Raw genomic sequence first — 25,522 nt, 5'->3', positions numbered from 1 at the left:
GCCCCGGCCCGGCCCGGCGGAAGTCGGGTCGCCGTCGGGATTGTCGGGCATGCCCGGCCCCTCGTCGTCCGGCGCTTGCTCAGCGGCTCGGCACAGCCTGCCATGCTTCGGGCACCGTCGAACTCGACCCGCTCTGCCCGCCCACTTGACGGCCCGGCGCGGGTCTGGGCGAGGGCGGCTGCCGGTGTCCGCCGCGTCGAGGACCCCGGGACGAGCGTTCCGCGGTCCCACGAGCTGTACTGGCCGCTTCGATCGCCGAATGCCCCAACGAGGACGCCCCTTCTCTGGGCCGGCGTCCAGGCTTCACGGTGTCCACACTTCCGGGAAGCGCCCGGGCTCCTCGACTGGGAGGAGTTTGTCGAGGGTGATCGGTAGGTCTCGGATGCGGACGCCGGTGGCGTGGTACACGGCGTTGGCGATCGCCGCCGCCGCACCGACGATGCCGATCTCACCGACGCCCTTGGTCCCCATCGGGTTGACGTACGTGTCGTCCTCCTCGATCCAGTGCACCTCGACGGCGCCGATGTCGGCGTTGCTGCTGACGTGGTACTGGGCGAGGTCGTGGTTGACCACGTGACCGAACCGGAGATCGACCACACTCTGTTCGTGTAGCGCCATGGACAGGCCCCAGGTCATTCCACCGAGCAGTTGTGAACGGGCGGTCTTCGGGTTGACGATCCGGCCGCACGCGAAAACGCCCAGCTGTCGGGGTACGCGTATCTCGCCGGTTTCCTCGTGCACCCGCACCTCGGCGAACTGCGCGCCGAAGCTGTGCATCGCGTACTGCTTGAGGTAGGGGTTCTCCGGCGTGTCGGCGGTGATCTCCAGACCGTCCGCCGGCACGGTCCCGCCGTGCTCGGTGGTCAGTCGCTCGCGCAGCTGGTCGGCGGCGGCGTAGATGGCCGTGCCCCAGCTGGTGATCCCCGCAGATGCACCCTCCTCGGCCGCCGGAGGGTATGCGGTGTCGCCGAGTCGCAGGTCGACCTGCTCGATGCCGACCTGGAGGGCGTCGGCGGCGACCTGGGTCAGCGCGGTGCGGGTGCCGGTACCGATGTCCGCGGCCGCGATCAGCACGACGTACCGGCCGTCCGCGCCGGCCCGGATGGTCGCCTTCGATCCTGGCAGCCGCAGTACCGGGTACGTTGCGGCCGCCACCCCGGTGCCTACCAGCCAGCCCCCCTCCCGACGTGCCCGCGGGGTGGGGTCGCGCTGCTCCCAGCCGAACCGGCGGGCCCCCTCCCGCAGGCAGGTGACCAGGTTCCGGCTGGAGAAGGGCAGGCCGAAATGGGGGTGCAGGTCCGGCTCGTTGCGGATCCGCAGCTCGATCGGGTCGAGGCCGCAGGCGATGGCCAGCTCGTCCATCGCCGACTCGAGCGCGAACATGCCGGACGCCTCCCCGGGCGCCCGCATGATCGTCGGCGTTGGCACGTCCAGTTCGGCCACCCACTGCTGGGTACGCCGGTTCGGCGCGGCGTACATGCTCGGGGTGGCTCTGGTGCTGTGCTCGGCGAACTCCTTGACCTTCGAGGTCTGCTCGATCGAGCCGTGGTCGATCGCGACCAGCCGACCGTCGCTGCCCGCGCCCAGCCGGATCCGCTGAATCGTCGGCGGCCGGTAGCCGGTCAGGGAGAACGTCTGCTGCCGGGTGAGCGGGAACTTTACCGGTCGGCCCGGAACGAACCGGGCGGCCATCGCGGCGAGCACGACATCGGCACGCGGATAGACCTTCGACCCGAACGCGCCGCCGACGTGTGGCGAGATCACCCGTACCCGGCCGGGGTCGAGCCGGAAGGCCCCAGCCACCGCAGCCTGTATCCCGGTCACCCCCTGGGTCGACACATGCAGGGTGAACCCGTGCTCAGTCCAGCAGGCGATCGTCGTGTGCGGCTCCAGCGCGTTGTGGGTGTACCAGGGGGTGCTGTAGACCTGGTCCACCCGGACGGCCGCCGAGGCCAGCGCGGCCTCAACGTCACCCTCGGCGGTGTCCATCGGAAAGAGCGGCAGCACCTCGTTCGGCACCCGCAGTTTCTCCCGGTGGCCCGGCACCTCGGCCCGGATGTCGACGTTGTGGGGCCGCCCCTCGTAGTCCACCCGGACCAAGCGGGCGGCTTCGCGGGCAATCTCCGAGGTCTCCGCGATCACCCCGCCCACAATCTGGCCCCGGAAGGACACCTCATCGGACTGCAGGACGCGCAGCTCACCGTCGTCAGTGCTGAGCCGAGGAGCATTCTGGTACGTCAACACGGCCAGTACACCCGGCTGCGCGCTCGCCTGGCTGCAGTCGATCCCGGTTATCCGACCGGTCGCGACGGTGCTCTGCACCGCGAACAGATACGCCGGGTGCTCCACCGGCTGTTCAAAGGCGTACCGGGCCAGGCCGCGTACCTTCTCCGCGCCGTCGAACCTGTCCAGCGCCTGCCCGATGGCCGGAGTGGTTGTGCTCATCGCGGCACTCCGGTCAGATCCAGCAGCGTTCGCACCATGGTGTTTCGGGCCAACGGGACCTTGAACGCGTTGCCCCGCAGCGGCCGGGCGTCGGTGAGCTCGGCGTCGGCGGCTCGGCGGAACAGTTCCTCGCCGGCCGGTCCGCCGCGCAACAGCTCCTCGGCTCGATACGCTCGCCACGGCTTGTGCGCCACCCCGCCCAGCGCGATCCGCACGTCGCGTACGACACCGTCCGCCAGGTCGATCGCGGCGGCCACCGCGACCAGCGCGAACGCGTAGGAGGCCCGGTCCCGGACCTTGCGGTAGTACGAGCGGGTGGCGAACGGCAGCGGCGGCAGGTCGATCGCGGTGATCAACTCTCCGTGCTGGAGCACCGTGTCCCGCTGCGGTTCCGGCCCGGGGAGCCGGTGCAGCTCGGTCATCGGGATCAGGCGTTCCCCGTCCGGCCCCGCGGTACGGACCGTCGCGTCCAGCGCGGCCAGCGCGACGGCCAGGTCCGACGGGTGGGTCGCGACGCACTGGGGTGAGCTACCGACGATGGCGAGGTCGCGGTGGTGCCCCTCGATCGCCGAGCAGCCGGTGCCCGGTTCGCGCTTGTTGCACGAGGTGGTGACGTCCTGGAAGTACGGGCAGCGGGTGCGCTGCAACAGATTCCCGGCGGTGGTGGCGAGGTTGCGCAGTTGGCCGGAGGCGCCGGACAGCAGGGCCTGGGAGACCATCGGATAACGCTGGCGGACCAGCGGGTCGGCGGCGAGGTCGCTGTTGGAAGTACCGGCACCGATGCGTAGCCCACCGTCAGGCAGCTCCTCGATCCGGTCCGAGACCAGCCGCCGTACGTCGACCAGCAGGTCCGGCCGGGCGACGTCGAGTTTCATCAGGTCCACCAGGTTGGTCCCGCCGGCGAGGAAGGCGCCCTGCGGCGCCCGGGCGAGCAGCAAGACCGCGCCAGACGTCGTGCTGGCACGCTCATAGCGGAATGTCCTCACCTCCGGGCGACTTCCTGGATCGCCGGCACGATGTTCGCGTACGCGGCACAGCGGCACAGGTTCCCGCTCATTCGCTCGCGGATCTCGTCCTCGTCCAACACCACGGTCGCGGGGCCGCCGCCCGTGCCGGCGGGTTCACCCATGGTCACCGCGCTCGGCCAGCCGGCTTCGGCCTCGGCCAGCATGCCGACGGCCGAGACGATCTGGCCCGGCGTGCAGTAGCCGCACTGGAATGCGTCGTGGCGGATGAAGGAGCGCTGCAACGGATGCAGCTCACCGTCCGACGCCAGCCCGGCGGCTGTCACGATCGTGGCGCCGTCGTGTGCCACGGCGAGCGCGAGGCAACTGTTGACCCGCCGGCCATCGAGCAGCACCGTGCACGCGCCGCACTGCCCGTGGTCACACCCCTTCTTCACGCTGCCGACACCCAGCCGCTCCCGCATGGCGTCAAGCAGGGTTGTTCGCACATCGACGGTCAGCCGATGCAGGATTCCGTCCACCCGGACGGTGACGTCGACTTCCATCCTCGACCAACCCCCGACAACGTCCAGCCAACCGACGGCCCCAACATAGTCCGTTCTGCCCTTATTGAACCGACATGCGGCAAAAATGGCCGGGATCGGGGGGTGGCTGGCCCGTTTCGACCGGCCGCGACCCGGGCGAGCAGGCGCGACACCACCGACAACATCAAGCAGAACCTCACCCGAGGACCACCCCTGCGGAGTTACCCGAGTTCAGCTCTGGGGGACTGTAGGGGCGCGTTCCTGGCCGCGAGCAACGAACGTGCCCTCAAGAGGATCAGCGGTGAGCCCGTCGGTGGCGACGCACGCAGGGCTCCGCTGACCCATATCGAGATACCGAAGAAGATCAACCGGATCAACAGTCGGGAGGGGATTGCCTCCCGACTACTCGTCTCTTGGGGCGGCTGCCCGGCGTCAGTGGCGGATCAGTCCTTCGACGACGAGGTTCGTCACGGTCTGGAATACGGCGTCGATGCCGGGTTCGCTCCACTCCCGCCGGAGCAGGGGGTTGTGGAAGCTCGTCGTGGCCGTGAAGACGCCTATCGCTGCCGTGTCGGAGTCGATCTCGGCAAACTCTCCCCGTTCGACACCTGCCTTGATGATGGTCCGGAGTTGGCGGACGAGGTCGCGCGTGTGCGCGACGGCGACTTCACGGTGCTCGGCGACCAGCGCGGTGAAGGTGTCGAAGAGCTCCGGATCGTCTCGGGCGTGCTTCTTCTTGGCCTCGAACAGGCTGGCCAGCCAGTGCCGTAGGCGTTCGGGCGCGGGTGTCCGGCTGGTGGAGATCTCGTCGAGGCCGCTGTGCACGCGGTCAAGCCACTCGTGGGTGACCGCTTCCCGCAGGGCCATCTTGCTCGGGAAATGACGGTAGATGCTGCCGGGGCTGACCCCGAGCGCACGAGCGACGTCCGCGACCGTCGCCTTGGCGGGGCCGTACCGCCGCAGCACGTCCTCCGTCGTGGCGAGGATCTGCTGCCGCGAGAGAACGGTGTCGGCCACGTGGTCTCCTGACGTATGGGTTCGTGCGGCGGTCGGCGAACGCCCGGGGGCGGGACCGGTTCGGTGGCTGGTCCCGCCCCTGCCTCCCCGGTGGGGGTGTTCGCTGCGCCGGATGGAGCTTAGCCAGCGACAGTGCCAGCGATCTCGCGCCCGTCGACGACGGCGGGCCCGGTCGGCAGCAGGTCGTCGAAGCCCATCCGCGCCAGGAACTGGCGCCGGCTGAGGGCGGCGGCTTCGTTGACGGAGATATCGCCGACGCCGGTGTAGTCGACCGTGGTCCGGAACGGGCGGGTGCCGGCTGGGAGGTCGACGACTCGGACGATCTCGTCGGCGACGCCCTGCACGTCCGGGGTCAGCCCAGGCAGCGTCATTCCCCGCGAGGCCGTCTCGTTTCGCTCGAGGTACGGCTGGTAGATCTCGAGGTACTGCTGCTGGACCTCGGTCTCGGCGGGGTGCTCGGCGTTGGGGAAGTGGGCGGTGCCGTCGACGAAGATGCCGGGCATGACGATGGTGGTGTCGATGCCGAACTTGATCGTCTCGTAGCTGATCGACTCGGCGAAGGAGTCGAATGCGGCCTTCGCCGCTGTGTACGGGCCGAGGAATGGCGGAACGACCCTTGTCGCTCCGCTGCCCACCCAGAGCAGCAGGCCGGACCGCTGTTGGCGCATCATCGGCAGGAAGGCGCGATTGACCCGCAGCGCCCCGACCACGTTGGTGTTCAACCCCTCCAGTACCTGCTCGGGGGTGAACGCCTCAGTGATACCGAAATAGAGGTGTGCCGCGTTGTGCACCAGCACGTCGACGCGGCCCTGTTCGGCTCGGACGGTGTCGGCGGCGGCCTGCGCCGATCCGGCCGACAGGATGTCGAGTTCCAGAACCCTGAGGTTGACCTTGTGCTCGTCGGCGAACGCGCGGGCCTCGGCGGACTTGTCCGCGTTGCGCGAGTCGATGCCCCGCATGCTGGCGTAGACGGTGTGGCCGGCCAGGGCGAGGGACCGGGCGGCGAGCCGGCCAATCCCGGTACCTGCCCCGGTGATCACGACGACTTTGGACATGGCGGTCTTCCCTTCCTTCCCTGTGCGGTAGTGCTGATGCGGTGCCGCTCAGCGCTCGCTGTCCAGGCTTGCCATGTGCTGGGCGGGGTAGCGGTGACCGGCGGCCGCGCCCGCCGGCACGGCTGCTTCGATCGCGGCGAGGTCGTCCTGGCTCAGGACCAGCTCGGCGGCCGCAAGGGATTCCTGGAGGCGATCCCGCCGCCGAGCGCCCACCAGCGGCACGATGTCCGAGCCGCGTGACGCGACCCAGGCGATCGCGACCTGCGCCACAGTGGCGCCGATCGATCGGGCGACCCGGTCGAGCGCGTCGACGAGGTCGAGGTTCGCCCGGAGGTTCTCGCCCTGGAAGCGCGGCGAGTGCCCGCGGAAGTCGTTCGCCGCCAGCTCGCGATCCGGCGTCCAGTGTCCCGACAGCAGTCCCCGGGAGAGGACCCCGTAGGCCGTGATCCCGGTGCCCAGCTCGCGGGCGGTGGGCAGGATGGAGGCCTCGATGCCGCGGGAGAGGAGCGAGTACTCGATCTGCAGGTCGCTGATGGGGTGGACTGCGGCGGCCCTGCCTAGCGTTGCCGCGCTGACCTCAGAGAGCCCGATGTAGCGCACGTAACCGGCCTGGACGAGCTCGGCGATGGCGCCGACGGTGTCCTCGATCGGCACGTTCGGGTTGAGCCGCGTCGGCCGGTAGATGTCGACGTGGTCGGTCCCGAGCCGGCGCAGGGTGTACGAGAGCCGGTCCTTGACCGCAACCGGGTCGGTGTCCGCCGGGACCGGCTGGAACCCACCGTCCGGGCTGCGCCGGCTGCCGAACTTGACACTGATGACCACCTCGTCGCGGTTGCGCTGCTGGAGCGCATCCCGGATCAGCAGCTCGTTGTGGCCAGAACCGTAGAAGTCCCCGGTGTCGATCAAGGTGATCCCGGCGTCGAGCGCCGCGTGGATCGTGGCGATGCTCTCCGCATCGTCCGCGGGCCCGTACAGGTCCGACATGCCCATCGCTCCGAGCGCCAGCTTCGAAACCTGCGGTCCGTGTGTGCCGAGCGTGCGCTTCTCCATCCTCTTGCTTCCTCTCCTCGTTGTCCTCGGTCAGCCTGCGACCGAGGACAACAGTAGGCTGACGAATGACGGAATTGCTAATTCGTCATTCGTCATGTGTGATGTGTCACAGCCGGCCGTGACACGGGCCCTGGACCGACGAGTCAGGGTCCGTCGGCAGGCCGACCCTGCACCCCCGCCGACGGCCTGCCCCCGTCCGTGCGGCCGGCCCGGCAGGCCGGCAGGCCGGCAGGTCGGCAGGTCGGCAGGTCGGCAGGGAGCATCGCGCCCCGGTGTCCTCCAAGGCCCGGGCGGTGGTGGTCAGGCCCTTGCCGAGATTCGTCGGCGGGCGTAGGAAGAACACCACGCCCCACCCCCGGCTCCTCCCACCAGCGTCGGCTCCGTGGATCCGTCCACTCCGTCCACCGTCGAAGGAGATGCGTGTGACCACCCCCAGACGGCTCCGTCTCACCGTGTCCGTGCTGGTGACCGTCGGTGCGGTCCTGCTCGGCACCCCCGCAGCCGCCGAACCCCCCGCGCGGCAACCGGCCGCGCACGGCGACTGCGACCCGATCGACCCGACCGCGTGCCTGCTGCCGTTCCCGAACGACCACTTCACGGTGCCCGATCCCGCCAGCCCCACCGGAAAGCGGGTGCGGTTCGCGGCCGCCGCGATGCCCGCCAACGTGCACGGCACCCCGATCGACCCGGCCGAATGGAACCGGCAGGACGGGTTCAGCCCCGGCTCGCCGATCCTGGTGCGCGTGCCCGGCCTGGACGCCGCGGCCACCAGGATCGCCCCGGTCACCGACATCGGCCGCTCGCTGGCGCCGGACGCGCCGATCGTGCTGCTCAACACGGCCACCGGCAAGCGCACGCCGTACTGGGCGGAGCTGGACGCGCACGCCGCCGGCCGGCCCGACCGGCAGGTGCTCATCATCCGGCCGGCGGTGGCGCTGGCCGAGGGCACCCGGTACGTCGTGGGCCTGCGCGGCATGCGCGACCGGAACGGGGAGCTGATCCCGGCGCCGGCCGCGTTCGGGACGTACGTCACCGGCGGCGGCCTGGGCCCCCGGGACCGCCGCGGCCCGCAGATCAAGCGGATCCTCGCCGACCTGACCCGGGTCGGCGTCAAGCGGCACAGCCTCTACCTGGCCTGGGACTTCACCGTGGCCAGCCGGCAGGGCCTGACCGGACGGATGCTGGCGATCCGCGACAACGCCTTCGCCACGCTGGGCGCGGCGGCCCCGTCGTTCACCGTCACCACCGTGACCGACTACCCGCCCCAGCAGGATGCGCGGATCGCCCGGCAGGTGACCGGCACCATCGCCGTACCGTCCTATCTGACCGGCAGCGGCGGACCCGGTTCGCGGCTGCACTACGGACCGGCCGGCGGCGACGGAAGCCCACCCACGGCGTACGCCCGGCCGACGCCGTCCGGCGCGACGCTGCACGCCGACTTCGTCTGCAACATCCCGCGCAGCGCGTCCGGCGCCGATCCGGCGCACCTCTCGCTCTACGGTCACGGCCTGCTGGGCAGACCGACCGAGATCAACGCCGGCAACGTCAAGACCATGTCGAACACGTACGACTTCACCTTCTGCGCGACCAGTTGGATCGGCATGGCCGCCGCCGACGTCCCGTACGTGGCCGGCGCCTTCACCGACCTCAGCGCCTTCCCCGCGGTGGCCGACCGGTTGCAGCAGAGCTTCCTGAACTTCCTCTTCCTGGGCCGGGCGATGATCCACCCGGGCGGGTTCGCCGCCGACCCGGCGTTCCAGGACGCCGGCGGGCAACCGCTGATCGACGTGGTGGGCGGGCTGCACTACGACGGGAACAGCCAGGGTGGCATCAACGGCGGAGCGCTCACCGCCATCGCCCAGGACTGGACCCGGTCGGTGCTCGGCGTGCCGGCGATGAACTACTCCACGCTGCTGCAGCGCAGCGTGGACTTCACCCCCTTCCAATCGATCATGGACGGGTACTACCCGGACAAGGTCGACCAGCAGCTGATCTTCGCGCTGCTGCAGATGCTCTGGGACCGGTCCGAGGCGAACGGGTACGCCCAGCACATGACCGGCAACCCGTTGCCGGGCACTCCGGCGCATCAGGTGCTGATGCACGTGGCCTTCGGTGACCAGCAGGTCTCCCCCGCCGCGGCGGAGGTCCAGGCGCGCACCATCGGCGCCCGCCTGCACACCCCTGCCCTCGCCGACGGCTGGTCACTCGACGTGCGGCCGTACTGGGGCATCACACCGATCCGGGCGTATCCGTACACCGGCTCGGCGGTCGTGATCTGGAACAGCGGTGCGGCGTACGCGCCGCCACCGACGAACCTCGCCCCGGCCGGACCGGAGTACGGCGACGATTCGCACGAGTTCCCGCGCGCCCAGCCCGGGGCGCAGGAGCAGAAGGCGACGTTCCTGCTCACCGGCAAGATCATCGACGTCTGCGCGGGCGGGCCCTGCCCCTGACGCGACAGCGACGCCGGTCGCGCCGGACAGGCGCGGCCGGCGTCGCTGCCGACCCGCAACCCCGCTTCCGCTGATCGTGCGTATCCTCAACAGGCCGTCGGGACGCTGACCCGACCCGCCTCCGACCCGGCGCCGCGCCCCGAGTGAGCCGCGCGGGGTTGTCCGGCGGCGGCGGGGCCGTCCGCGCCGCCGGGGAGCAGGGAAAGGCGGTCCACGCATGTTCAACACGGCGCGCCTGCAGGTCGTGCTGGAGATCGCCCGGCACGGGACCATCGTCGCCGCGGCCGAGCAGCTCCGGCTCAGCCCGTCCGCGGTCTCCCACCAGCTCGCCACCCTGGAGCAGGAAGCCGGCGTGGCGCTGGTGGACCGGGGGCCGCGCAGCCTGCGGCTCACGGTGGCGGGTCAGCGGCTGGCCGACTACGCCCAGCAGATCGCCGATCTGATGTCGGCCGCCCGCGACGATCTGTCCGCCCACGGGGAAGGCCGGCGCGGCCTGCTGCGGATCGGTTTCTTCGCCACCGCCGGCACGGAGCTGCTGCCGCGCGCCCTGTCGAGCTTCACCGCCGAGCATCCCCAGGTCGAGTTGGCCCTGATCCTGGGGCAGCCATCAGAGCTGCTCCCCCGCCTCAACCAGGGGGAACTGGACCTCGTGGTGGTGTTCAACCATCCGCTGAGTCCGACCCGGGAGGCGCCCTTCGCGACGGTGTCCCCGCTGATGGTCGACCCGCAGCTGGTGGTGTTGCCGGCACACCACCCGCTCGCCGGACGACGGCGGCTGCGGCTCACCGACCTGGCCGACGAGCCGTGGATCACCACGCTCGGCGTGCAGGGGGAGGTGTCGGTGCTGGAACTGGCGGCGCGGGCCGAGGGGTTCCAGCCCCGGATCCGCTGCCGCAGCGACCACTACGAGGTGGTGTTGGGCCTGGTCCGGGCCGGCGTCGGCGTCGCGTTGATGCCGTCGCTGGGCCTGCGGAACCCCGGCGGGGTGGCGGTCCGGCCGCTCACCCACGCCAACCTGCACCGCGAGATCGGGGTGGCCCTGCGTCCCGGCAACCCGAATCCGGTGGTCGGCAGTTTCGTCGACCGGCTGACCGACGCCGCCGCGGGGCTCAGTCAGGAGTTGGCCGAGCGGTGGCCGTCGGCGCCGGCGAGCCGGTCGACCGCCGTACCCCACCGCCGCAGCTCCGCCACCGCGGCCCGCTCCGCCCCGGGCGGGAACGCCGCGACCACGGCGTAGACGACGGTGTGCGGGCCGGCGACGATGCCGGCGTCGGCGCGGACACCGGTGTCGGTGCCGGTCTTGTTCGCCACCCGGACTCCCCCGGTCGACCACGGGTCGTGCCGGATGGTGTCGGCGACGAGCGTCCGATCGGTGTTGCGGGCGAGCCACCCGCGCAGCAGCTCCGACGCCCGCCGGCTCTGCCAGTTCCCGGTAGCCACGTCGGCGAGGAAGGTGCAGAGGTCGTGGGCGGTGCCGGTCGCGAAGCTCGGCGGTACGCCCGGGCCACGGGTGGCCCGGATCCGGTCGTGCACGGCGGTGGCGCGCAGGCCGCTGGTGCGGGCCAGGTGCCGTACGGCTTCCAGTGTCACCAGCCGGAGCAGCGCGTTCGTGGCGGCGTTGTCGCTGACCGCGGCCACCGCGGTGGTGAGGTCGGCGACGGTCCAGGGGCGCGGCGAGAGCAGGCCGAGCAGGCCGGTGCCGCCGAGTGCCCGGTCGTCGTCGAGCAGGTCGACCCGCTGGTCGGGGGCGAGGGTGCCGGCGGCGATGCGGCGGGCGACCTCGCCGAGCAGCAGCACCTTGCCGACGCTGGCCAGCGGCAGGACCAGGTCCTCGTCGTGGGAGAGGGTGCGCCCGTCGTCCAGCCGCCGCACCATCGCCCCGATCCGCACGGGGGCGGCCGGGCCGCCGCCGGTCACGGCTGCCCCCGCAGGAGCCGCTCGCGGTCCGGTACGGCCAGCACCCGCCCCGGTCGGGCGTCGGTGACCCGGTCGCCGTCGACGACGACCTGGCCGTCGACCACCACGGCGCGGATCCCGCGCGGCGGAGCCAGCGGGTCGTCGTAGGTCGCGCCGTCGGCGGCTTGCGCGGGGTCGAGGATCACCAGGTCCGCCGCGTACCCGTCGGCGAGCAGGCCCCGCTCGCGCAGGCCGAAACGCCGGGCGGGCATCCCGGTCATCTTGTGCACGGCCTCGGTCAGGCTCAGCAACCCCACCTCGCGGACGTAGTGACCGAGGACCCGGGCGAAGCTGCCCGCCCAGCGGGGGTGGGGCCGGCCGGGCTTGGGCACGCCGTCGGAGCAGATCATCGCCAGTGGGCTGGCCAGCACCCGCCGGACGTCGTCCTCCCGCATCGAGTGGCTGAGGATGGTCACGTTGCCTGCCTCGGCGGCGAGCAGGTCGCAGACGTAGTCGATCGGGTCGACGCCGCGGGTGGCGGCGAGATCGGCGACGGTGTGCCCCTCGACGTCAGGTGTGGTGGGGGCGGACGCGACCCGGATCAGGTCCCAGCCGCCGTTGCCGACGGTGTTCTCCCAGCCGGGCAGCCCGGCGGACAGGTCGGCGCGGATGCGGTCGCGGACGGCCGTCTCGGCGAGGGCGGCGAGCATCGCGGGCACGCCGTCGGCGATGACCCAGGGTGGCAGCATGGCGTGCAGGGCCGTGCTGCCGGCGGTGTACGGGTAGACGTCGCAGCGGACGTCCAGGCCGTCGGCCCGCGCCCGCTCGAGTCGGGCCAGGGTGCGGACCGTGGCGCCCCAGGAGCGCCGCCCGGCCGTCTTGTGGTGCGAGACCTGCAGCGCCGCGCCGGCCGCGGTGGCGATGTCGATCGCCTCCTCCAGCGCCGACTCCACCTGCGACATCTCGTCGCGCAGGTGGGTCACGTACGGCTTCCCGTGCGCCGCGGCCACCCGCGCGAGCGCGATGACCTCGTCGGTGCCCGCGTTGACTCCCGGCGAGTAGATCAGCCCGGTGGACAGCCCGGCCGCGCCGGCGGCGAGCGCCTCGTCGAGCAGGTCGCACATCCGCTGGACCTCGTCGGGGGTGGCGCGCCGCTGCGCGTAGCCGACGACGGCGGCGCGGAGCGTGCCGTGGCCCACCAGGGCGGCGAGGTGGTTGCGCCGGGCCACGTCCTGCGCGGCGGCGAACTCCGCGAAGGACGGGTACGTCGCGGCGGGCGGGCCGAACGTCGCGGCGACCAGGTCCCGTACCGCCTCCGCGCGCCGGGCCGGGACCGGAAAGGGACTGATCCCGCAGTTGCCGCAGATCTCGGTGGTGACGCCCTGCCGCAGCGGCGCGAGGCGCAGGATCTCCCGCTGCTCGTCGTCGCCGGCGAGCAGGTCGGAGTGGGTGTGCACGTCGATGAAGCCCGGGGTGACGACCAGGCCGCCCGCGTCCACCACCTCGGCGGCGGGGCCGCGGCTTCCGGGGGGCAGCAGCAGCAACCGGCCGTCGCGCACCCCCACGTCGGCGGTACGGGCGGGCGAGCCGGTGCCGTCGACGACGGTCCCGCCGGTGATCAGCAGGTCCAGCTGGGCCATCAGAGGACCTTGGACAGGAACGCGCGGGTCCGGTCGTGCCGTGGGGCGGCGAGGATCTCCCGCGGCGGGCCCTGCTCGATGATCAGCCCGTCGTCCATGAAGACGAGGTGGTCGCCGACCTCGCGGGCGAACCCCATCTCGTGGGTCACGACCACCATCGTCATGCCGCTGGCGGCGAGGTCCTTCATCACCTCCAGCACCTCGCCGACCAGTTCGGGGTCGAGCGCCGAGGTCGGCTCGTCGAAGAGCATCAGCTTCGGCGACATCGCCAGGGACCGCGCGATGGCCACTCGCTGCTGTTGCCCGCCGGAGAGCTGCGCCGGGTAGTGGTGGGCCCGGTCGGCGAGCCCGACCCGGTCGAGCAGGTCACCGGCGTGCCGGCGGGCGTCGGCCGTCCCGACGCCCTTGACCGCGACCAGGCCCTCCATCACGTTCTCCAGCGCGGTGCGGTGCGGGAAGAGGTGGAACCGCTGGAACACCATGCCGATCGACTCGCGTTGGCGGCGCAGCCGGGCGTCCGGCAACGGTCGCAGCCGCCCGCCGCGCTCCTCGTATCCGATCAGTTCGCCGTCGACGTAGACCCGACCCGCCTGGGGCTCCTCGAGATGGTTGAGGCAGCGCAGCAGGGTGGACTTGCCGGAGCCGGAGGGGCCGACCACGCAGACCACCTGGCCGCGCTCGATGACCAGGTCGATGCCGCGCAGCACCTCGATGCGGCCGAAGCTCTTGCGCAGCTGCCGGCACCGCACCATCGGGGCGGTCATCGTGCGCTCCCGGTGAACCGCAGGTTGCGGCCGATCCGCCCGCGCAGCGTGACCGGGACGGTGGTGCCGAAGCCGCGGCTGAACCGGCGTTCCAGGTAGTACTGGCCGACGCTGGCGACGGTGGTGAGCAGCAGGTACCAGATGGACGCGACGATGAGCAGGGCGATCACCTCGAAGTTGGTCAGGTAGAGCCGCTGGGCGACGGTGAGCAGGTCGGCGCCGGCGATCACCGAGACCAGCGAGGTGGTCTTGAGCATGGAGATGAACTGGTTGCCGGTCGGCGGGACGATGATCCGCATCGCCTGGGGCAGCACCACCCGCTTCATGATCTTCGGGCGGGACATGCCCAGCGCCGCGGCGGCCTCCTGCTGGCCGGGATCGACGGCCCGCAGTCCGGCCCGGACGATCTCGCTCATGTAGGCGCCCTCGTTGATGCTGAGCCCGAGCAGCGCCGCGACGAAGCCGGTGACGAGGGCGTTCGTTTCCCAGGTCACCAGTTTCGGGCCGCCGAACGGCACGCCGAGACCGATCTCCGGGAAGATCAGCGCGATGTTGAACCAGAAGATCAGCTGCACCAGCAGCGGGGTGCCGCGGAAGAACCAGACGTAGGCCATCGCGCCGGTGCGCAGGATCCGGCTGCTGGAGACCTGCATCAGCGCGACCACCACGCCGAGCACCACGCCGATCAGCATCGACGCGACCGTGAGCTGGATGGTGACCCAGAGCCCTTCCAGGATGACCCGGTCGAACTGGTAGGCGACGACGATGTCCCAGTGCAGGTTGGGGTTGACGGCGATGGTCCAGCCCAGCCAGACCAGGACCAGGGTGGTCACGCCGGCGGCCAGCCACCGCCCCGGCCGCAGGGGGTGGCTGATCCGGTTCGGCTCCGGGTCGGGGCCGTCCGGCGCCGGGCCCGCGGCGGCGGTTTCCTGCTCCTCGACGGTAGGGTCCACCGGCGCACTCACTTCTGGTTGTTGACGGTGGCCGCCTGGATGGCGCTGCCCGTCACGCCCCACTTCTCCAGGATCTTGGTGTACTCGCCGCTGTCGATCAGCTCCTGGAGCGCCCGCTGCACCGCGTCGCGCAGCTGGCTGTCCTTCTTGTCGATCGCGATGCCCCACGGGCCGGCCTCGTACTGCGCCTCCAGCACCTCGTACTTGCCGCTCTCCTGGGCGAGCATCTTGGCCACCGGGTAGTCGACGATGGTGGCGACGGCGCGCCCGGCGTCGATCTGCAGCAGGCCGGTCGGGGCGTCCTCGCTCTGCGAGATCGTCATCTTCTTCGCGCACTTGGCGTTCTGCCCCTCGCCGATGGCGAGGTTGGAGCTGCCCTTGGCGAGCACGACGGCCCGGCCGCACAGGTCGGCGAGGTCCTTGACGCCGGCGGGATTGCCCTTCGCCACCATGATCGCGCCACCGGCCTGGAAGTAGTCGACGAAGTCGACGGCCTTGCGCCGCTCCTCGGTGTCGCTCATCGAGGACATCGCCAGGTCCCAGCGGTCGGCCTGCAGACCGGGGATGAGGCCGGGGAAGCTGGCGTTGGTCATCTCCAGCCTCAGGCCGAGCCGCCCGGCGATCGCCGCGGCCAGCTCCGGGTCGACGCCGATCAGCTCCTGGGTACCTTGCCGGTACATCTCCATCGGCGGGTAGCCCTCGGCGGTGGCCACTCGCAGGACACCCTTCTCCTTGAGGGCGGCGGGCACCAGATCGGCGGCCTTGGCGTCGGCGGCGACCGAGGCCGCGCCGCCGGGCTGCGGCGTCTGCCCGCTCGTCGACCGGCCACAACCCGTTGCCGCGACCGACAGTGTGACCAGACCGATGACGACGTGGAGTACACGCTTCCTGAGCACGGTAAACCTCCTGGCTGGGCGACTGGCGGGACCCTATCCGGGATCAGCCAGCATGAACAGCCTGAATGCTCTGCATGGTGAGCAGCGGATAGTTCGATGCTCGACATCGGCGCTCACCGAGAGCGCCACCCGTCCACCAGACGTGCCGCGAGTCCCTTGCCGGCCCGCCGGGTCACCACCCGCTGCGCAACCACGGCGCCGAGGCGCTCACCGCCGTAGCGCCGGCCGAGCAGGCCGGCGGCGACATGCGGATACCGACCGCCATGCTCACCGACACAGGGCGAGGTCTTCGTGGGCGTACACGATCTTGCGTTGGGGGTCGCGGCGGATGCGGCCGCCGATGACGGCCTTGCCCGGCGGCTCGACGAACCGGTCAGGTACCCGCGGCCGACTCGGCCACGGCCCGTCGGATCTCCGCGATGTCCGACCACTCGCGGCTGGGATGCACGCGGTTCGTCAGGAGGACGACCACGAGGTCCCGGCCGGGGTCGACCAGGAGGGACGTCCCGGTGAAGCCGGTGTGGCCGAAGGCCCCGGCGGCCGCCAGGGTGCCCATCCAGTGCTCGTCGCCGATGCGGACTCCGAGGCCGTGGCGGAAGCCCGGGTCGATGGCCGGCGGCAGGTGATCGCGGGTCATCTCGTCCACGGTGTCCGGACGCAGGACGCGGACCCCGTCGAGGACGCCGCCCTGCCGCAGCATCTCGCCGAAGCGGGCGACGTCGGCGGCTGTGCCGAACAACCCCGCGTTGCCCGCCGTCGCGCCCAGTGACCACGAGTTCTCGTCGTGAACGCTGCCGCGCAGCATGCCCCGGCCGATGTCGGGTTGGTATTCGGTGGCGGCGGCTCGGGCGGCGCGTGCGGGGTCGGGCAGGTAGCCGGTGTCGGTCAGCCCCAGGGGTCGGCAGATCCGGTCGTGCACCAGGTCGGGCAGCCGGTGGCCGGTGATCCGCTCGGCCAGCAGTCCGGCAACCATGAAGCCTACGCAGGAGTATTCGAAGCTGGCGCCGGGTCGGGCGACCAGTGGGGCGTCCAGCACCGCCTGGACCCGGGATTCGTGGTCCGGCCAGTCGGTCCACAGGCGCAGCAGCGCCGGCAGTCCGGAGGTGTGGGTGAGCAGGTGGCGCAGGGTGATGCGCCGTCGTTCGCCGTCGCCGAAGGCCGGCAGCCATTCCGCGATCGGCTCGTCGAGGCTCACCGCGCCCTCGTCGACCAGGGTCAGCAGAACGGTCGTGGTGAACAGCTTCGTCACCGAGGCGAGGTCGAAGATCGTGGACTCCACGGCGGGCTGGAGGATCTCCGGTGCGAGCAGTTTGCCGTCCGCGTCGGCGTACCGGCAAAGGTGACCAACCGTAGCCACGTCAGTGGGGTGTCCGTGGCGCTGAATCAGTGCGACGGCTGCGCTGTAGAGCGGGCGATGATCGCCTTCGAGGCCGTTGACCAGCAATGTTCTCAGTCTGGACACGAAGATGACCATACCGCAGGTGGCAACTTCTTTCACTGCGCGCCCGCACGTCGGAAACTATTGACAGCGCTCCGTAACCTCTTGATACTCGGTCGCCGGGGCGCACGGCCGTCGACGACGGCAGAGAGCGCGGCGCCCGTGGCACCGCGGCGATGCGGCCGTGGCATACCGGAGGGAAGGAACGTGAAGCTCCCCAGCGCGCTGAGCTCACCAGCGACCAGGTGCCTGGTGGCCGTCACCGCCGCCGCCCTCGTCGCGACGGGCTGCTCCAGCGGCACACCCGGCAAGGAAGGGCAGACCGGCGGCGGCACGCTGGTCGTCGGCTACACCGCCGACCCCAACACTCTCGAACCGTGGAAGGCCACGCAGTTCCAGGCGGTGCGTCTGCTCGAGCAGGTGTACAGCCCGCTCACCGAACTCGACGACGACCTCAACGTCAGGCCGGGTCTGGCCGAGAAGTGGCAGTACTCCGACGACAACAAGACCCTGACCCTGACACTGCGTCAGGGCGTGACGTTCCACGACGGTAAGCCGTTCACCTCCGCCGACGTCAAGTCGTCGATCGAGCGCATCAAGAAGCCGGAGACCGCGGCGGTGGCCGCGGCCACGCTCGCGTCGATCCAGTCGGTCGAGACGCCCGATCCGCAGACCGCCGTGCTGCGCCTGTCGACGCCGGACGCCGGTCTGCTCGCCGGCCTCGCCACCACCAACCTGGCGATGCTGTCCAAGGACGACACCCCGGAAACGGTCGGCCAGAAGCCCAACGGCACCGGCGCGTTCAGGTTCGACAGCCGTACCGCCGGCCAGTCGGTGAAGCTGACCGCCAACGGCGACTACTGGGGCGGCAAGCCGAAGCTGAGCGGCCTCGAGTTCCGGATCATCCCGGACCAGACGTCGGTCGTGGCGGCCCTGCAGTCCGGCAACGTCCAGTTCGCCTCGCTCGACGATCCGCTGGTGGCCAAGTCGGCCGAGGGCAGCGGGCTCACGGTGACCAAGACGCCGAACCTCTCGTACCACGTGTTGCAGCTCAACGCCCGCAAGGCGCCGCTGGACAAGCTGGACGTGCGGCTCGCCATCTCCTGCGCCATCGACCGCAAGCAGGTGCTGGACACGGCCGCGCTCGGTGAGGGCGAGGTGACCGGACCGATCACCTCCCCGGCCTACAAGTCCGACCCCGCCGCGCGCCCGTGCCCGAACCGGGACGTGGCAAAGGCCAAGCAGTTGCTGGCCGGCGCCGGCTTCGCCGGCGGCGTGACCATCCCCGCGATCGTCTCCCAGGGCGAGTACGCCACCTCGGTCAACGAGGCGCAGAACCTGCAGGCCCAGCTCAAGGAGGCTGGCATCAACCTCACCCTGCAGACGCTGGAGTCCGGCGCGTTCGTGGACAAGTGGGTCGCCGCCGACTTCAGCGCGGCGGTGGCTCTCAACGGCGGTCGCCCGGACCCCGACGGCATGTACGGGCGCTACTTCACCAGCACCGGCAACCTCAACAAGGTCGCCGGCTACTCCTCGCCCGAGCTCGACAAGCTCTTCGCCGAGGGCAAGGCGACCACCGACGCCGCCAAGCGCAAGGAGATCTACACCCAGATCTCCCGGCACCTGGAGGACAACGCGGCCTGGGTGTGGCTGTTCTCCAGCTACAACTACACCGCGACCACGCAGGGCGTCTCCGGCTTCACCCCGCTGGCGAACGGATCCCTGCAGAACCTGCGCGAGATCTCGCTGCAGTAACCGCACGACCTGCCGGGCGGTCCACGCACCGCCCGGCAGGACCCTCACCCAAGGAGGTGCCGGTGCGGTCCATCGCACGTCACCCGCTGCTCCGCAGACTCGTGGAGACGGTGCTCACCCTCTTCGGGGTGGCGGTGCTGGTCTTCACCACCCTGCGGGCGATCCCCGGTGACGAGATCACCGCCACCCTCGGCACCGAGGCCGCCGGGCTCAGCGCCGAGCAGCAGGAATCCCTGCGCGCGTACTACGGCCTCGACCAGCCGCTGATCCTGCAGTTCTTCTCCTGGCTGGGCAACGTGCTCACCGGCAACCTCGGCTTCTCCCGCCGCGCCGGCGCCCCGGTGCTCGAGATGACCGCGAACGCCCTGCCGGTCACGATGGAACTCGCGGTCCTGGCCACCATCATCGGCCTGCTGATCGGGGTCCCGCTGGCCATGCTCTCCGCGTCGCGCCCCAACGGCATCCGCGACGGGTTCGGCCAGCTCGTCGGCCTGGCGGCGCTGTCCGTACCGAACTTCCTCCTCGGCGCCGCGCTGCTCACCGTGGTCTCCAAGTACGCGCACTACAACCCCAACGCGCAGGGTTTCGCCCCCTTCACCCAGGACCCGTTGTTGAACCTGCAGCAGATGCTCTTTCCGGCGCTGGTTCTCGGCTTCGGCCTGGCGGCCCCGATCATGCGCACGGCACGGTCGGCGCTGCTGGAGGTGCAGACCCAGGACTTCGTCCGCACCGCCCGCGGGAAGGGCGTCGCACCGTGGCGGCTACGGGTGCGCCACATCCTGCACAACGCGCTGAACCCGATCGTCACCATGACCGGAATCCAGTTCGGCTACCTGCTCGGCGGCGCCGTCGTGGTCGAGCAGATCTTCTCCGTGCCGGGCCTCGGACGGCAGGTGCTCGCCGGGATCCAACAGAAGGAGTACGCCGTGGTGCAGAGCACCGTACTGGTGATCGCGACCACGTTCGTCGTGGTCAACCTCCTCACCGACCTGCTCTACCGGGTCATCGACCCCCGGGTGCGGGCCGCATGAGCAGGCGCAACGCGACCGGAAAGCGTGGCGGCGCGAGGCGCAGCGGAGGGCCGGCATGACCGCCGCGATCCCCGGGCAGCAGGTGCCGGTCGCCGCACCACCGGCCCGCACGGCCGCGTGGCGGCGGCTGCTGCGCAGCCCCGCCGGCCTGGTCGGCGCGGTCCTCGTCGCGCTCGTCGCCGCCGCCGCCGGCACCGCCCTGCTCGGATTGACCCCGTACGACCCCATCGCCCAGCACCCGCAGGCGCGCCTGCAACCGCCGTCGGCGCACTACTGGTTCGGCACCGACCAGTTCGGCCGCGACGTCTTCTCGCGTTGCCTGGCCGGCGTGGGCAACTCCCTGCGCGTCGCCCTGGTCGCGGTCTTCCTCTCCGCCCTCGTCGGCACCGTCGCCGGGATCTGCGCCGGCTTCTACGGCGGGAAGGTGCGCGGACCGGTGCTGGCCGTGACGAACGTCCTCTTCGCCTTCCCGCCGCTGCTGCTCGCGCTGACCCTCGCCGCCACGTTCACCCGCAACTGGCTGACCATCGCGATCGCCATCGCCATCGTCTACGTGCCGATCTTCGTACGGGTCAGCCGCGGACCGGTGCTGTCGCTGCGCGAGACCGACTTCATCAAGGCGGCCCGGGTGCTCGGCATCCCCACCTGGCGGATCCTGGTGCGCCACCTGCTGCCGAACCTCGCCGCCATCGTCATCGTGCAGGTGACCCTGTCGCTGTCCTGGGCGGTGCTCACCGAGGCCGCGCTGAGCTTCCTCGGGCTGGGCAGCCCGCCACCCGCGCCGTCGCTGGGATCGATGGTGTTCGACGCCAAGGTGCTGGCCGGCATGGCCTGGTGGAACCTGGCGGCACCCGGTGCCGTCATCGTCGTCTTCGTGGTCGGGCTCAACCTGCTCGGCGACGGCCTGCGCGACGCCCTCGACCCGAGAAATGGACGCAACGCATGACGGATCGCCTGGGTGACCTGCTGACCGAACAGGTCGACGACCGGTACGCCGGCCTCGACACCGCGTCGGTCGCGCAGTTGGCGGCGGTCATGAACGACGCGGACGCCACCGTGCCCGGCGCCGTGCGTGCGGCGCTGCCGCAGATCGTGGCGGCCATCGAGGGCGTCGCCGAGCGACTGGCCGCCGGCGGCCGGCTGCTCTACGTCGGGGCGGGCACCGCCGGACGAATGGGAGTACTCGACGCGTCCGAATGCCCACCGACGTTCAGCACCCCGCCGGAGCTGGTGCGAGCCGTCATCGCCAGCGGCGCCGAGGCGGTGCTCGGGGCCAAGGAGGGCGTGGAGGACGACGAGGCGGCCGGCGAGGCGGTGATCGCCGAATGCGCGATCACCGCCGCCGACGCGGTCGTCGGTATCTCGGCGAGCGGCCGTACTCCGTACGTCCTGGCGGCCGTACGGGCCGCCCACGCCCGGGGCGCACTGACGGTCGGGCTGTCGTGCAACGCCGGCACGCCGCTGAGCGCCGCCGCCGACCGGGCGATCGAGGTGCTCGTCGGACCCGAGGTGCTGGCCGGCTCGACGCGACTGAAGGCGGGCACGGCGCAGAAGCTGGTGCTCAACATGATCTCGACGATCTCGATGATCAGGTTGGGCAAGACGTACGGCAATCTCATGGTCGACCTGCGGGTGACCAACGCCAAACTGCGCGACCGGGCGGTCCGCATCATCACGCGGGTCGCGGGTGTCCCCCGCCCCGACGCGGAGGCTGCGCTCGACCGCGCCGACCTGGATGTCAAGACCGCGATCCTCATGCTCCACCGAACGTCCGACGCGGCGGACTCCCACCAGCGGCTGACCGCGAGCGGCGGCCGGCTGCGTGACGCGCTGGAGGCGAACGCGTGAAGGTCCTCGGCATGATCTCCGGCACGTCCCACGACGGCATCGACGTGGCGGCCGTCGACTTCACCCTGCGCGACGGGATACTGCACGGCACGGTCGACCATGCGGGCACTTCGCCCTACCCGGAGGACCTGCGCGTCAGGCTGATGCGCGCCCTGCCCCCGTCGGCGCTGACCTTCGCCGAGGCCTGCGAACTGGACACCCTGATCGGTCAGGCGTTCGCCGAGGTGGCCGCCGACGCGGCCGAGCGGGCCGGCGGGGTCGACCTGATCTGCTCACACGGACAGACCGTCTACCACTGGGTGCAGGGGCGGCAGGTGCGCGGCAGCCTGCAGATCGGACAGCCGGCCTGGATCGCCGAGCGCACCGGTGTTCCGGTCGTCGCCGACGTCCGGATGCGGGACGTGGTCGCGGGCGGCCAGGGCGCACCGCTGGTGTCCATGATGGACGTCATGCTGCTGTCCGGCCTGCCTGGCCGGCCGGCCGGCCTCAACCTGGGCGGCATCGCCAACATGACGGTGCTGCGGCCGCTCGGTGGCGGCGGCCCGGTGGCCTACGACACCGGGCCGGCGAATGCGCTGGTCGACGCCGCCGTCGTGCGGGCCAGCCACGGACGGCTGCGCTACGACGAGGACGGCCGTCTCGCCGCCGGCGGCAGGGTGGACGACGGCCTGCTCACCGACCTGCTCGCCGAGCCGTACTACCGGCTCGACCCGCCGAAGAGCACCGGCAAGGAACTGTTCCACGCCGACTATCTGGAGAAGGCGCTGACGCGGCACCCCGGTCTGACGGACGCGGACCTCGCCGCGACCCTGACCGCGCTGACCGCGCAGACCGTCGCCGACCAGGTACGCCGGCACCGGATCGACACCCTCGTCGCCTCCGGCGGAGGATGCGCCAATCCCACGCTGATGGCGATGCTGCGGGAACGCCTGGCCGGGGTGCGGGTCACGACCACCGCCGAGTTCGGCGCGCCGAGCGACACCAAGGAGGCCGTCGCCTTCGCGCTGATCGGCTGGCTCACCGCGCACGGGCTGCCCGCTACCGTCCCGTCCTGCACCGGCGCCACCGGCGCCCGGGTGCTCGGCGCCATCGTGCCCGGTGCCGTCCCGCTGCGCCTACCCGAGCCACTGGCCACCGCCCCCACCGTGCTGCGCCTGAGCGGAGCCAGCTGATGAACGCCCTTCTCGAGCTTGCGGACCTGCGCGTGTCCGCGCGGTCCGGCGGGAGCAGCCGGGAGATCGTGCACGGGGTCGACCTGACCGTCGAGGCCGGGCAGACCGTCGCCGTCGTCGGCGAGAGCGGCTCCGGCAAGTCCCTGACCATGCTGGCCGTGATGGGCCTGCTCGCCGACCCGCTGCGCGTCACCGGTGGGACCGTTCGGCTCGGGGACCGCGACCTGACCGCGCTGCCCGAGCGGGAGTTGCGCGCGATCCGCGGGAACGACGCGGCGATGATCTATCAGGACCCCATGACGTCGCTCAACCCGCTGATGCGCATCGGGGACCAGGTCGTCGAGGCGATGACCGCGCACGGCGTACCGAAGGCCGAGGCGAGCCGGCGGATGCTCGACCTGCTGGCCCGCGTGGGCATTCCCGATCCGGAACGCACAGCGCGGGCCTATCCGCACGAGTTCTCCGGCGGAATGCGTCAGCGGGTGATGATCGCCTGCGCGCTGGCGATGCGCCCCCGGCTGCTCATCGCCGACGAGCCCACCACCGCACTGGACGTGACCATCCAGCAGCAGATCCTGGCGCTGATCGACGAGCTGCGCCGGGAACTCGGCATGACCACCATCTGGGTCACCCACGACCTCGGGGTGGTGGCGCGCCTGGTCGACCGGGTCGTGGTGATGTACGCCGGCCACGTGGTCGAGGACGCGCCCGTGCGGCAGGTGTTCGGCGCCCCCCAGCACCCGTACACGAAGGCGCTGCTGGCCGCCCTGCCCGACCCGAACGACGACGACCGGCCGCCGCTGGCCCAGATCCCCGGACGGCCACCGGCCGCCACCGAACCGATCGACGGATGCCCGTTCCGGCCACGATGCGCGCAGTCGGTCGACGCGTGCACGACCCGCCCTGCCCTGCAGACGCGGATGCAGGGCAGGGCCGCGTGCTGGGTGCCCCCGCACGAGTGGAGAAACTGATGCTCACGGCGACCGACCTGGTCAAGCAGTACCCCGTGCGCGGCGGCGACGGCGTCGTGCACGCCCTCGCCGGGGTCTCGCTGACCGTCGGGGACGGCGAGACCCTCGGCATCGTCGGCGAATCCGGCTGCGGCAAGTCGACGCTGGCCAAACTGCTGGTGCGGCTGGAGGACCCGACCTCCGGCCGGGTGGAGTTGGACGGGGTGGACCTGACCGAGCTGCGGGGCCCGGCGCTGCGCCGGCAGCGCCGGCACATCCAGATGCTGTTCCAGGACCCGTACTCCTCACTCAACCCGCGGCTGCGCGTCGGCCAGGCTCTCGGCGAGGTGCTGGCCGTGCACCGGCTCGCCGACGGCCGGCAGCGCGAGCGGCGGGTGGGCGAACTGCTGGAGATGGTCGGGCTGGGCGCGGCGTTCGCCGCGCGTTACCCGCACGAGCTGTCCGGCGGGCAGCGGCAGCGGGTCGGCATCGCCCGGGCCCTCGCGGTGGAGCCGAAGGTGCTGCTGCTCGACGAGCCGGTGTCGGCGCTCGACGTCTCGGTCCGGGCCGAGATCATGAACCTGCTGGTCAACCTGCGCCGCGAACTGGGCCTCAGCTACGTGTTCATCAGCCACGACGTGGCGATGGTGCGGCACATCAGCGACCGGGTCGCCGTGATGTACCTCGGTCGCGTCGTCGAGATCGGCGACTGGAAGTCGGTGCTGGACAATCCGGCGCACCCCTACACGGCTGCCCTGTGCGCCGCCGTACCGGCGCCCAACCCGGAGCTCTCCCAGCCGATCGAGGCCACCGTCTCCGGTGAGGTGCCCAACCCGGCCGCCCCGCCGTCCGGCTGCCCGTTCCACCCGCGCTGCCCGCTGGCGCAGGACGACTGCCGGCGGCTCGACCCGGCGCTGCTGCCACTTCCGCTGGGCTCCGGCCACCAGGTGGCCTGCCACGTGGCCACCGCGCAGGTGACCGACCGCTCAACGCAGCTCGCACCGTCCGGCTCGTGACCGCGCCGGTGCGGATCCGCCGGGCAACGGCCGTCGACGCGGACGCCGCCGGCGCCGTTTTCCTGGCCTGCTGGCAGCGCTCGTACGCCGACCTGCTGCCGCCCCGGGTGCGGGCCCGCTACGACGGGACGAGCGCGGTGGCGCTGTGGCGGCGCGTCCTCGCGGCCGCGCCCGACGGCGTGCTCGTCGCCGACGTGACGGGGCACGGGGTCCGCGGTGTCGTACGCTACGGCCCGGACCCGGACGACGCGCGACACGGACACGTGTTCAGCCTGTACGTACACCCGGACGCCCAGGGCCTCGGGTTGGGCGCAACCCTGCTGCACGCGGCGACCGGGAAGCTGCGGGCCGCCGGTTTCGCCACGGCGGCGTTGTGGGTCTTCGCCCGGAACGACTCTGCCCGCGCGTTCTACGCTGCCCAGGGCTGGACGCCCGACGGCGGCACCCGGGTCGAGGAGGCGTACGGCGAGCCCGAGCTGCGGCTGCGGCGGAACCTGGCCGACGCCGACGGTGGTGCATGACGAACCATGCCGTCGGGCCACCACCGCTCCGAGAACGCTCCGTAGAGAGCGTTCCGCCGCCAAACTCACGAGACGTCTTTGGTGAAGCTTTCCTTTAGGCCGGCGCGACCGTTGGTAACTCGGCTACATCTGT

21 protein-coding genes and 1 pseudogene are annotated in these 25,522 nt (G+C 71.5%); 10 read left to right on the top strand and 12 right to left on the bottom strand.

Annotation, left to right across the window (positions count from 1 at the left end; genetic code table 11):
- Nucleotides 1-303 precede the first annotated feature (303 nt).
- The 6 genes from AC1WTP_RS18340 to AC1WTP_RS18315 form a co-directional block, all read right to left on the bottom strand.
- Nucleotides 304-2,445, bottom strand: a complete 2,142-nt coding sequence (locus AC1WTP_RS18340; protein WP_481650486.1) for a xanthine dehydrogenase family protein molybdopterin-binding subunit — start codon at nt 2,443-2,445, stop codon at nt 304-306.
- On the bottom strand, nt 2,442-3,431 hold the full coding sequence (locus AC1WTP_RS18335; protein ID WP_481650485.1) for an FAD binding domain-containing protein: 990 nt from the start codon (nt 3,429-3,431) through the stop codon (nt 2,442-2,444). Before AC1WTP_RS18335 ends, AC1WTP_RS18340 begins: the two co-directional genes overlap by 4 nt.
- Nucleotides 3,428-3,955, bottom strand: a complete 528-nt coding sequence (locus AC1WTP_RS18330) for a 2Fe-2S iron-sulfur cluster-binding protein (RefSeq protein ID WP_481650484.1) — start codon at nt 3,953-3,955, stop codon at nt 3,428-3,430. The genes AC1WTP_RS18335 and AC1WTP_RS18330 overlap by 4 nt, the downstream gene beginning before the upstream one ends.
- A 411-nt stretch (nt 3,956-4,366) precedes the next feature.
- On the bottom strand, nt 4,367-4,951 hold the full coding sequence (locus AC1WTP_RS18325) for a TetR/AcrR family transcriptional regulator (RefSeq protein WP_481650483.1): 585 nt from the start codon (nt 4,949-4,951) through the stop codon (nt 4,367-4,369).
- A 119-nt stretch (nt 4,952-5,070) separates the two neighbouring features.
- Nucleotides 5,071-6,006 (bottom strand): SDR family oxidoreductase, encoded by a 936-nt coding sequence (locus AC1WTP_RS18320; protein ID WP_481650482.1) that lies wholly within the window; start codon nt 6,004-6,006, stop codon nt 5,071-5,073.
- Nucleotides 6,007-6,054: 48 nt separating this feature from the next.
- The gene (locus tag AC1WTP_RS18315) at nt 6,055-7,056 is read right to left on the bottom strand and encodes an aldo/keto reductase (RefSeq protein WP_481650481.1); all 1,002 of its coding nucleotides are present in this window, start codon (nt 7,054-7,056) and stop codon (nt 6,055-6,057) included.
- 422 nt (nt 7,057-7,478) lie between these two features.
- On the opposite strand from AC1WTP_RS18315, the gene AC1WTP_RS18310 reads away from it, so the two are divergent.
- Both AC1WTP_RS18310 and AC1WTP_RS18305 read left to right on the top strand, forming a co-directional pair.
- Complete coding sequence (locus tag AC1WTP_RS18310) at nt 7,479-9,509, top strand: hypothetical protein (protein WP_481650480.1); 2,031 nt, start codon at nt 7,479-7,481, stop codon at nt 9,507-9,509.
- A 217-nt stretch (nt 9,510-9,726) separates the two neighbouring features.
- Nucleotides 9,727-10,746 carry a LysR family transcriptional regulator gene (locus AC1WTP_RS18305; RefSeq protein ID WP_481650479.1) on the top strand — a complete coding sequence of 340 codons (1,020 nt, stop codon included), beginning with the start codon at nt 9,727-9,729 and terminating at the stop codon, nt 10,744-10,746.
- 50 nt (nt 10,747-10,796) lie between these two features.
- On the opposite strand, the pseudogene AC1WTP_RS18300 reads toward AC1WTP_RS18305, so the two are convergent.
- The 6 genes and pseudogenes from AC1WTP_RS18300 to AC1WTP_RS18275 all read right to left on the bottom strand — a co-directional run.
- Nucleotides 10,797-11,384 (bottom strand): annotated as a pseudogene (locus AC1WTP_RS18300) (serine hydrolase); the annotation flags it as partial.
- A 38-nt stretch (nt 11,385-11,422) separates the two neighbouring features.
- Entirely contained in the window at nt 11,423-13,045 is a 1,623-nt protein-coding gene (locus AC1WTP_RS18295; protein ID WP_481650478.1) for an N-acyl-D-amino-acid deacylase family protein, read from the bottom strand.
- Entirely contained in the window at nt 13,045-13,809 is a 765-nt protein-coding gene (locus AC1WTP_RS18290; RefSeq protein WP_481650477.1) for an amino acid ABC transporter ATP-binding protein, read from the bottom strand. The genes AC1WTP_RS18295 and AC1WTP_RS18290 overlap by 1 nt, the downstream gene beginning before the upstream one ends.
- Nucleotides 13,806-14,762 carry an amino acid ABC transporter permease gene (locus AC1WTP_RS18285; RefSeq protein ID WP_481650476.1) on the bottom strand — a complete coding sequence of 319 codons (957 nt, stop codon included), beginning with the start codon at nt 14,760-14,762 and terminating at the stop codon, nt 13,806-13,808. The genes AC1WTP_RS18290 and AC1WTP_RS18285 overlap by 4 nt, the downstream gene beginning before the upstream one ends.
- A gap of 8 nt (nt 14,763-14,770) precedes the next feature.
- Nucleotides 14,771-15,658: an ABC transporter substrate-binding protein gene (locus AC1WTP_RS18280; RefSeq protein WP_481650475.1), complete on the bottom strand. Its 888-nt coding sequence runs from the start codon at nt 15,656-15,658 to the stop codon at nt 14,771-14,773.
- Nucleotides 15,659-16,031: 373 nt separating this feature from the next.
- Nucleotides 16,032-17,015 (bottom strand): serine hydrolase domain-containing protein, encoded by a 984-nt coding sequence (locus AC1WTP_RS18275; protein WP_481650474.1) that lies wholly within the window; start codon nt 17,013-17,015, stop codon nt 16,032-16,034.
- A gap of 288 nt (nt 17,016-17,303) precedes the next feature.
- Between AC1WTP_RS18275 and AC1WTP_RS18270 the strand changes: the two genes are divergently transcribed.
- From AC1WTP_RS18270 to AC1WTP_RS18235, 8 genes are all read left to right on the top strand, one after another.
- Nucleotides 17,304-18,851: an ABC transporter substrate-binding protein gene (locus AC1WTP_RS18270; RefSeq protein WP_481650473.1), complete on the top strand. Its 1,548-nt coding sequence runs from the start codon at nt 17,304-17,306 to the stop codon at nt 18,849-18,851.
- Between the two features lie 62 nt (nt 18,852-18,913).
- Nucleotides 18,914-19,882, top strand: a complete 969-nt coding sequence (locus tag AC1WTP_RS18265) for an ABC transporter permease (protein ID WP_481650472.1) — start codon at nt 18,914-18,916, stop codon at nt 19,880-19,882.
- Between the two features lie 55 nt (nt 19,883-19,937).
- Nucleotides 19,938-20,828 carry an ABC transporter permease gene (locus AC1WTP_RS18260; RefSeq protein WP_481650471.1) on the top strand — a complete coding sequence of 297 codons (891 nt, stop codon included), beginning with the start codon at nt 19,938-19,940 and terminating at the stop codon, nt 20,826-20,828.
- Nucleotides 20,825-21,730 carry an N-acetylmuramic acid 6-phosphate etherase gene (gene murQ / locus AC1WTP_RS18255; protein WP_481650470.1) on the top strand — a complete coding sequence of 302 codons (906 nt, stop codon included), beginning with the start codon at nt 20,825-20,827 and terminating at the stop codon, nt 21,728-21,730. Before AC1WTP_RS18260 ends, murQ begins: the two co-directional genes overlap by 4 nt.
- Complete coding sequence (locus AC1WTP_RS18250; RefSeq protein ID WP_481650469.1) at nt 21,727-22,902, top strand: anhydro-N-acetylmuramic acid kinase; 1,176 nt, start codon at nt 21,727-21,729, stop codon at nt 22,900-22,902. Before murQ ends, AC1WTP_RS18250 begins: the two co-directional genes overlap by 4 nt.
- On the top strand, nt 22,902-23,873 hold the full coding sequence (locus AC1WTP_RS18245) for an ABC transporter ATP-binding protein (protein WP_481650468.1): 972 nt from the start codon (nt 22,902-22,904) through the stop codon (nt 23,871-23,873). Before AC1WTP_RS18250 ends, AC1WTP_RS18245 begins: the two co-directional genes overlap by 1 nt.
- Nucleotides 23,861-24,868 carry an ABC transporter ATP-binding protein gene (locus AC1WTP_RS18240; protein ID WP_481650467.1) on the top strand — a complete coding sequence of 336 codons (1,008 nt, stop codon included), beginning with the start codon at nt 23,861-23,863 and terminating at the stop codon, nt 24,866-24,868. Before AC1WTP_RS18245 ends, AC1WTP_RS18240 begins: the two co-directional genes overlap by 13 nt.
- The gene (locus AC1WTP_RS18235; RefSeq protein WP_481650466.1) at nt 24,865-25,389 is read left to right on the top strand and encodes a GNAT family N-acetyltransferase; all 525 of its coding nucleotides are present in this window, start codon (nt 24,865-24,867) and stop codon (nt 25,387-25,389) included. Before AC1WTP_RS18240 ends, AC1WTP_RS18235 begins: the two co-directional genes overlap by 4 nt.
- Nucleotides 25,390-25,522 lie beyond the last annotated feature (133 nt).

The sequence above is a fragment of the Micromonospora sp. R311 genome (genome assembly GCF_056780015.1).
The sequence above is the reverse complement of the archived record's forward strand: the minus strand, read 5'-3'. Positions and strand labels throughout refer to the sequence as shown.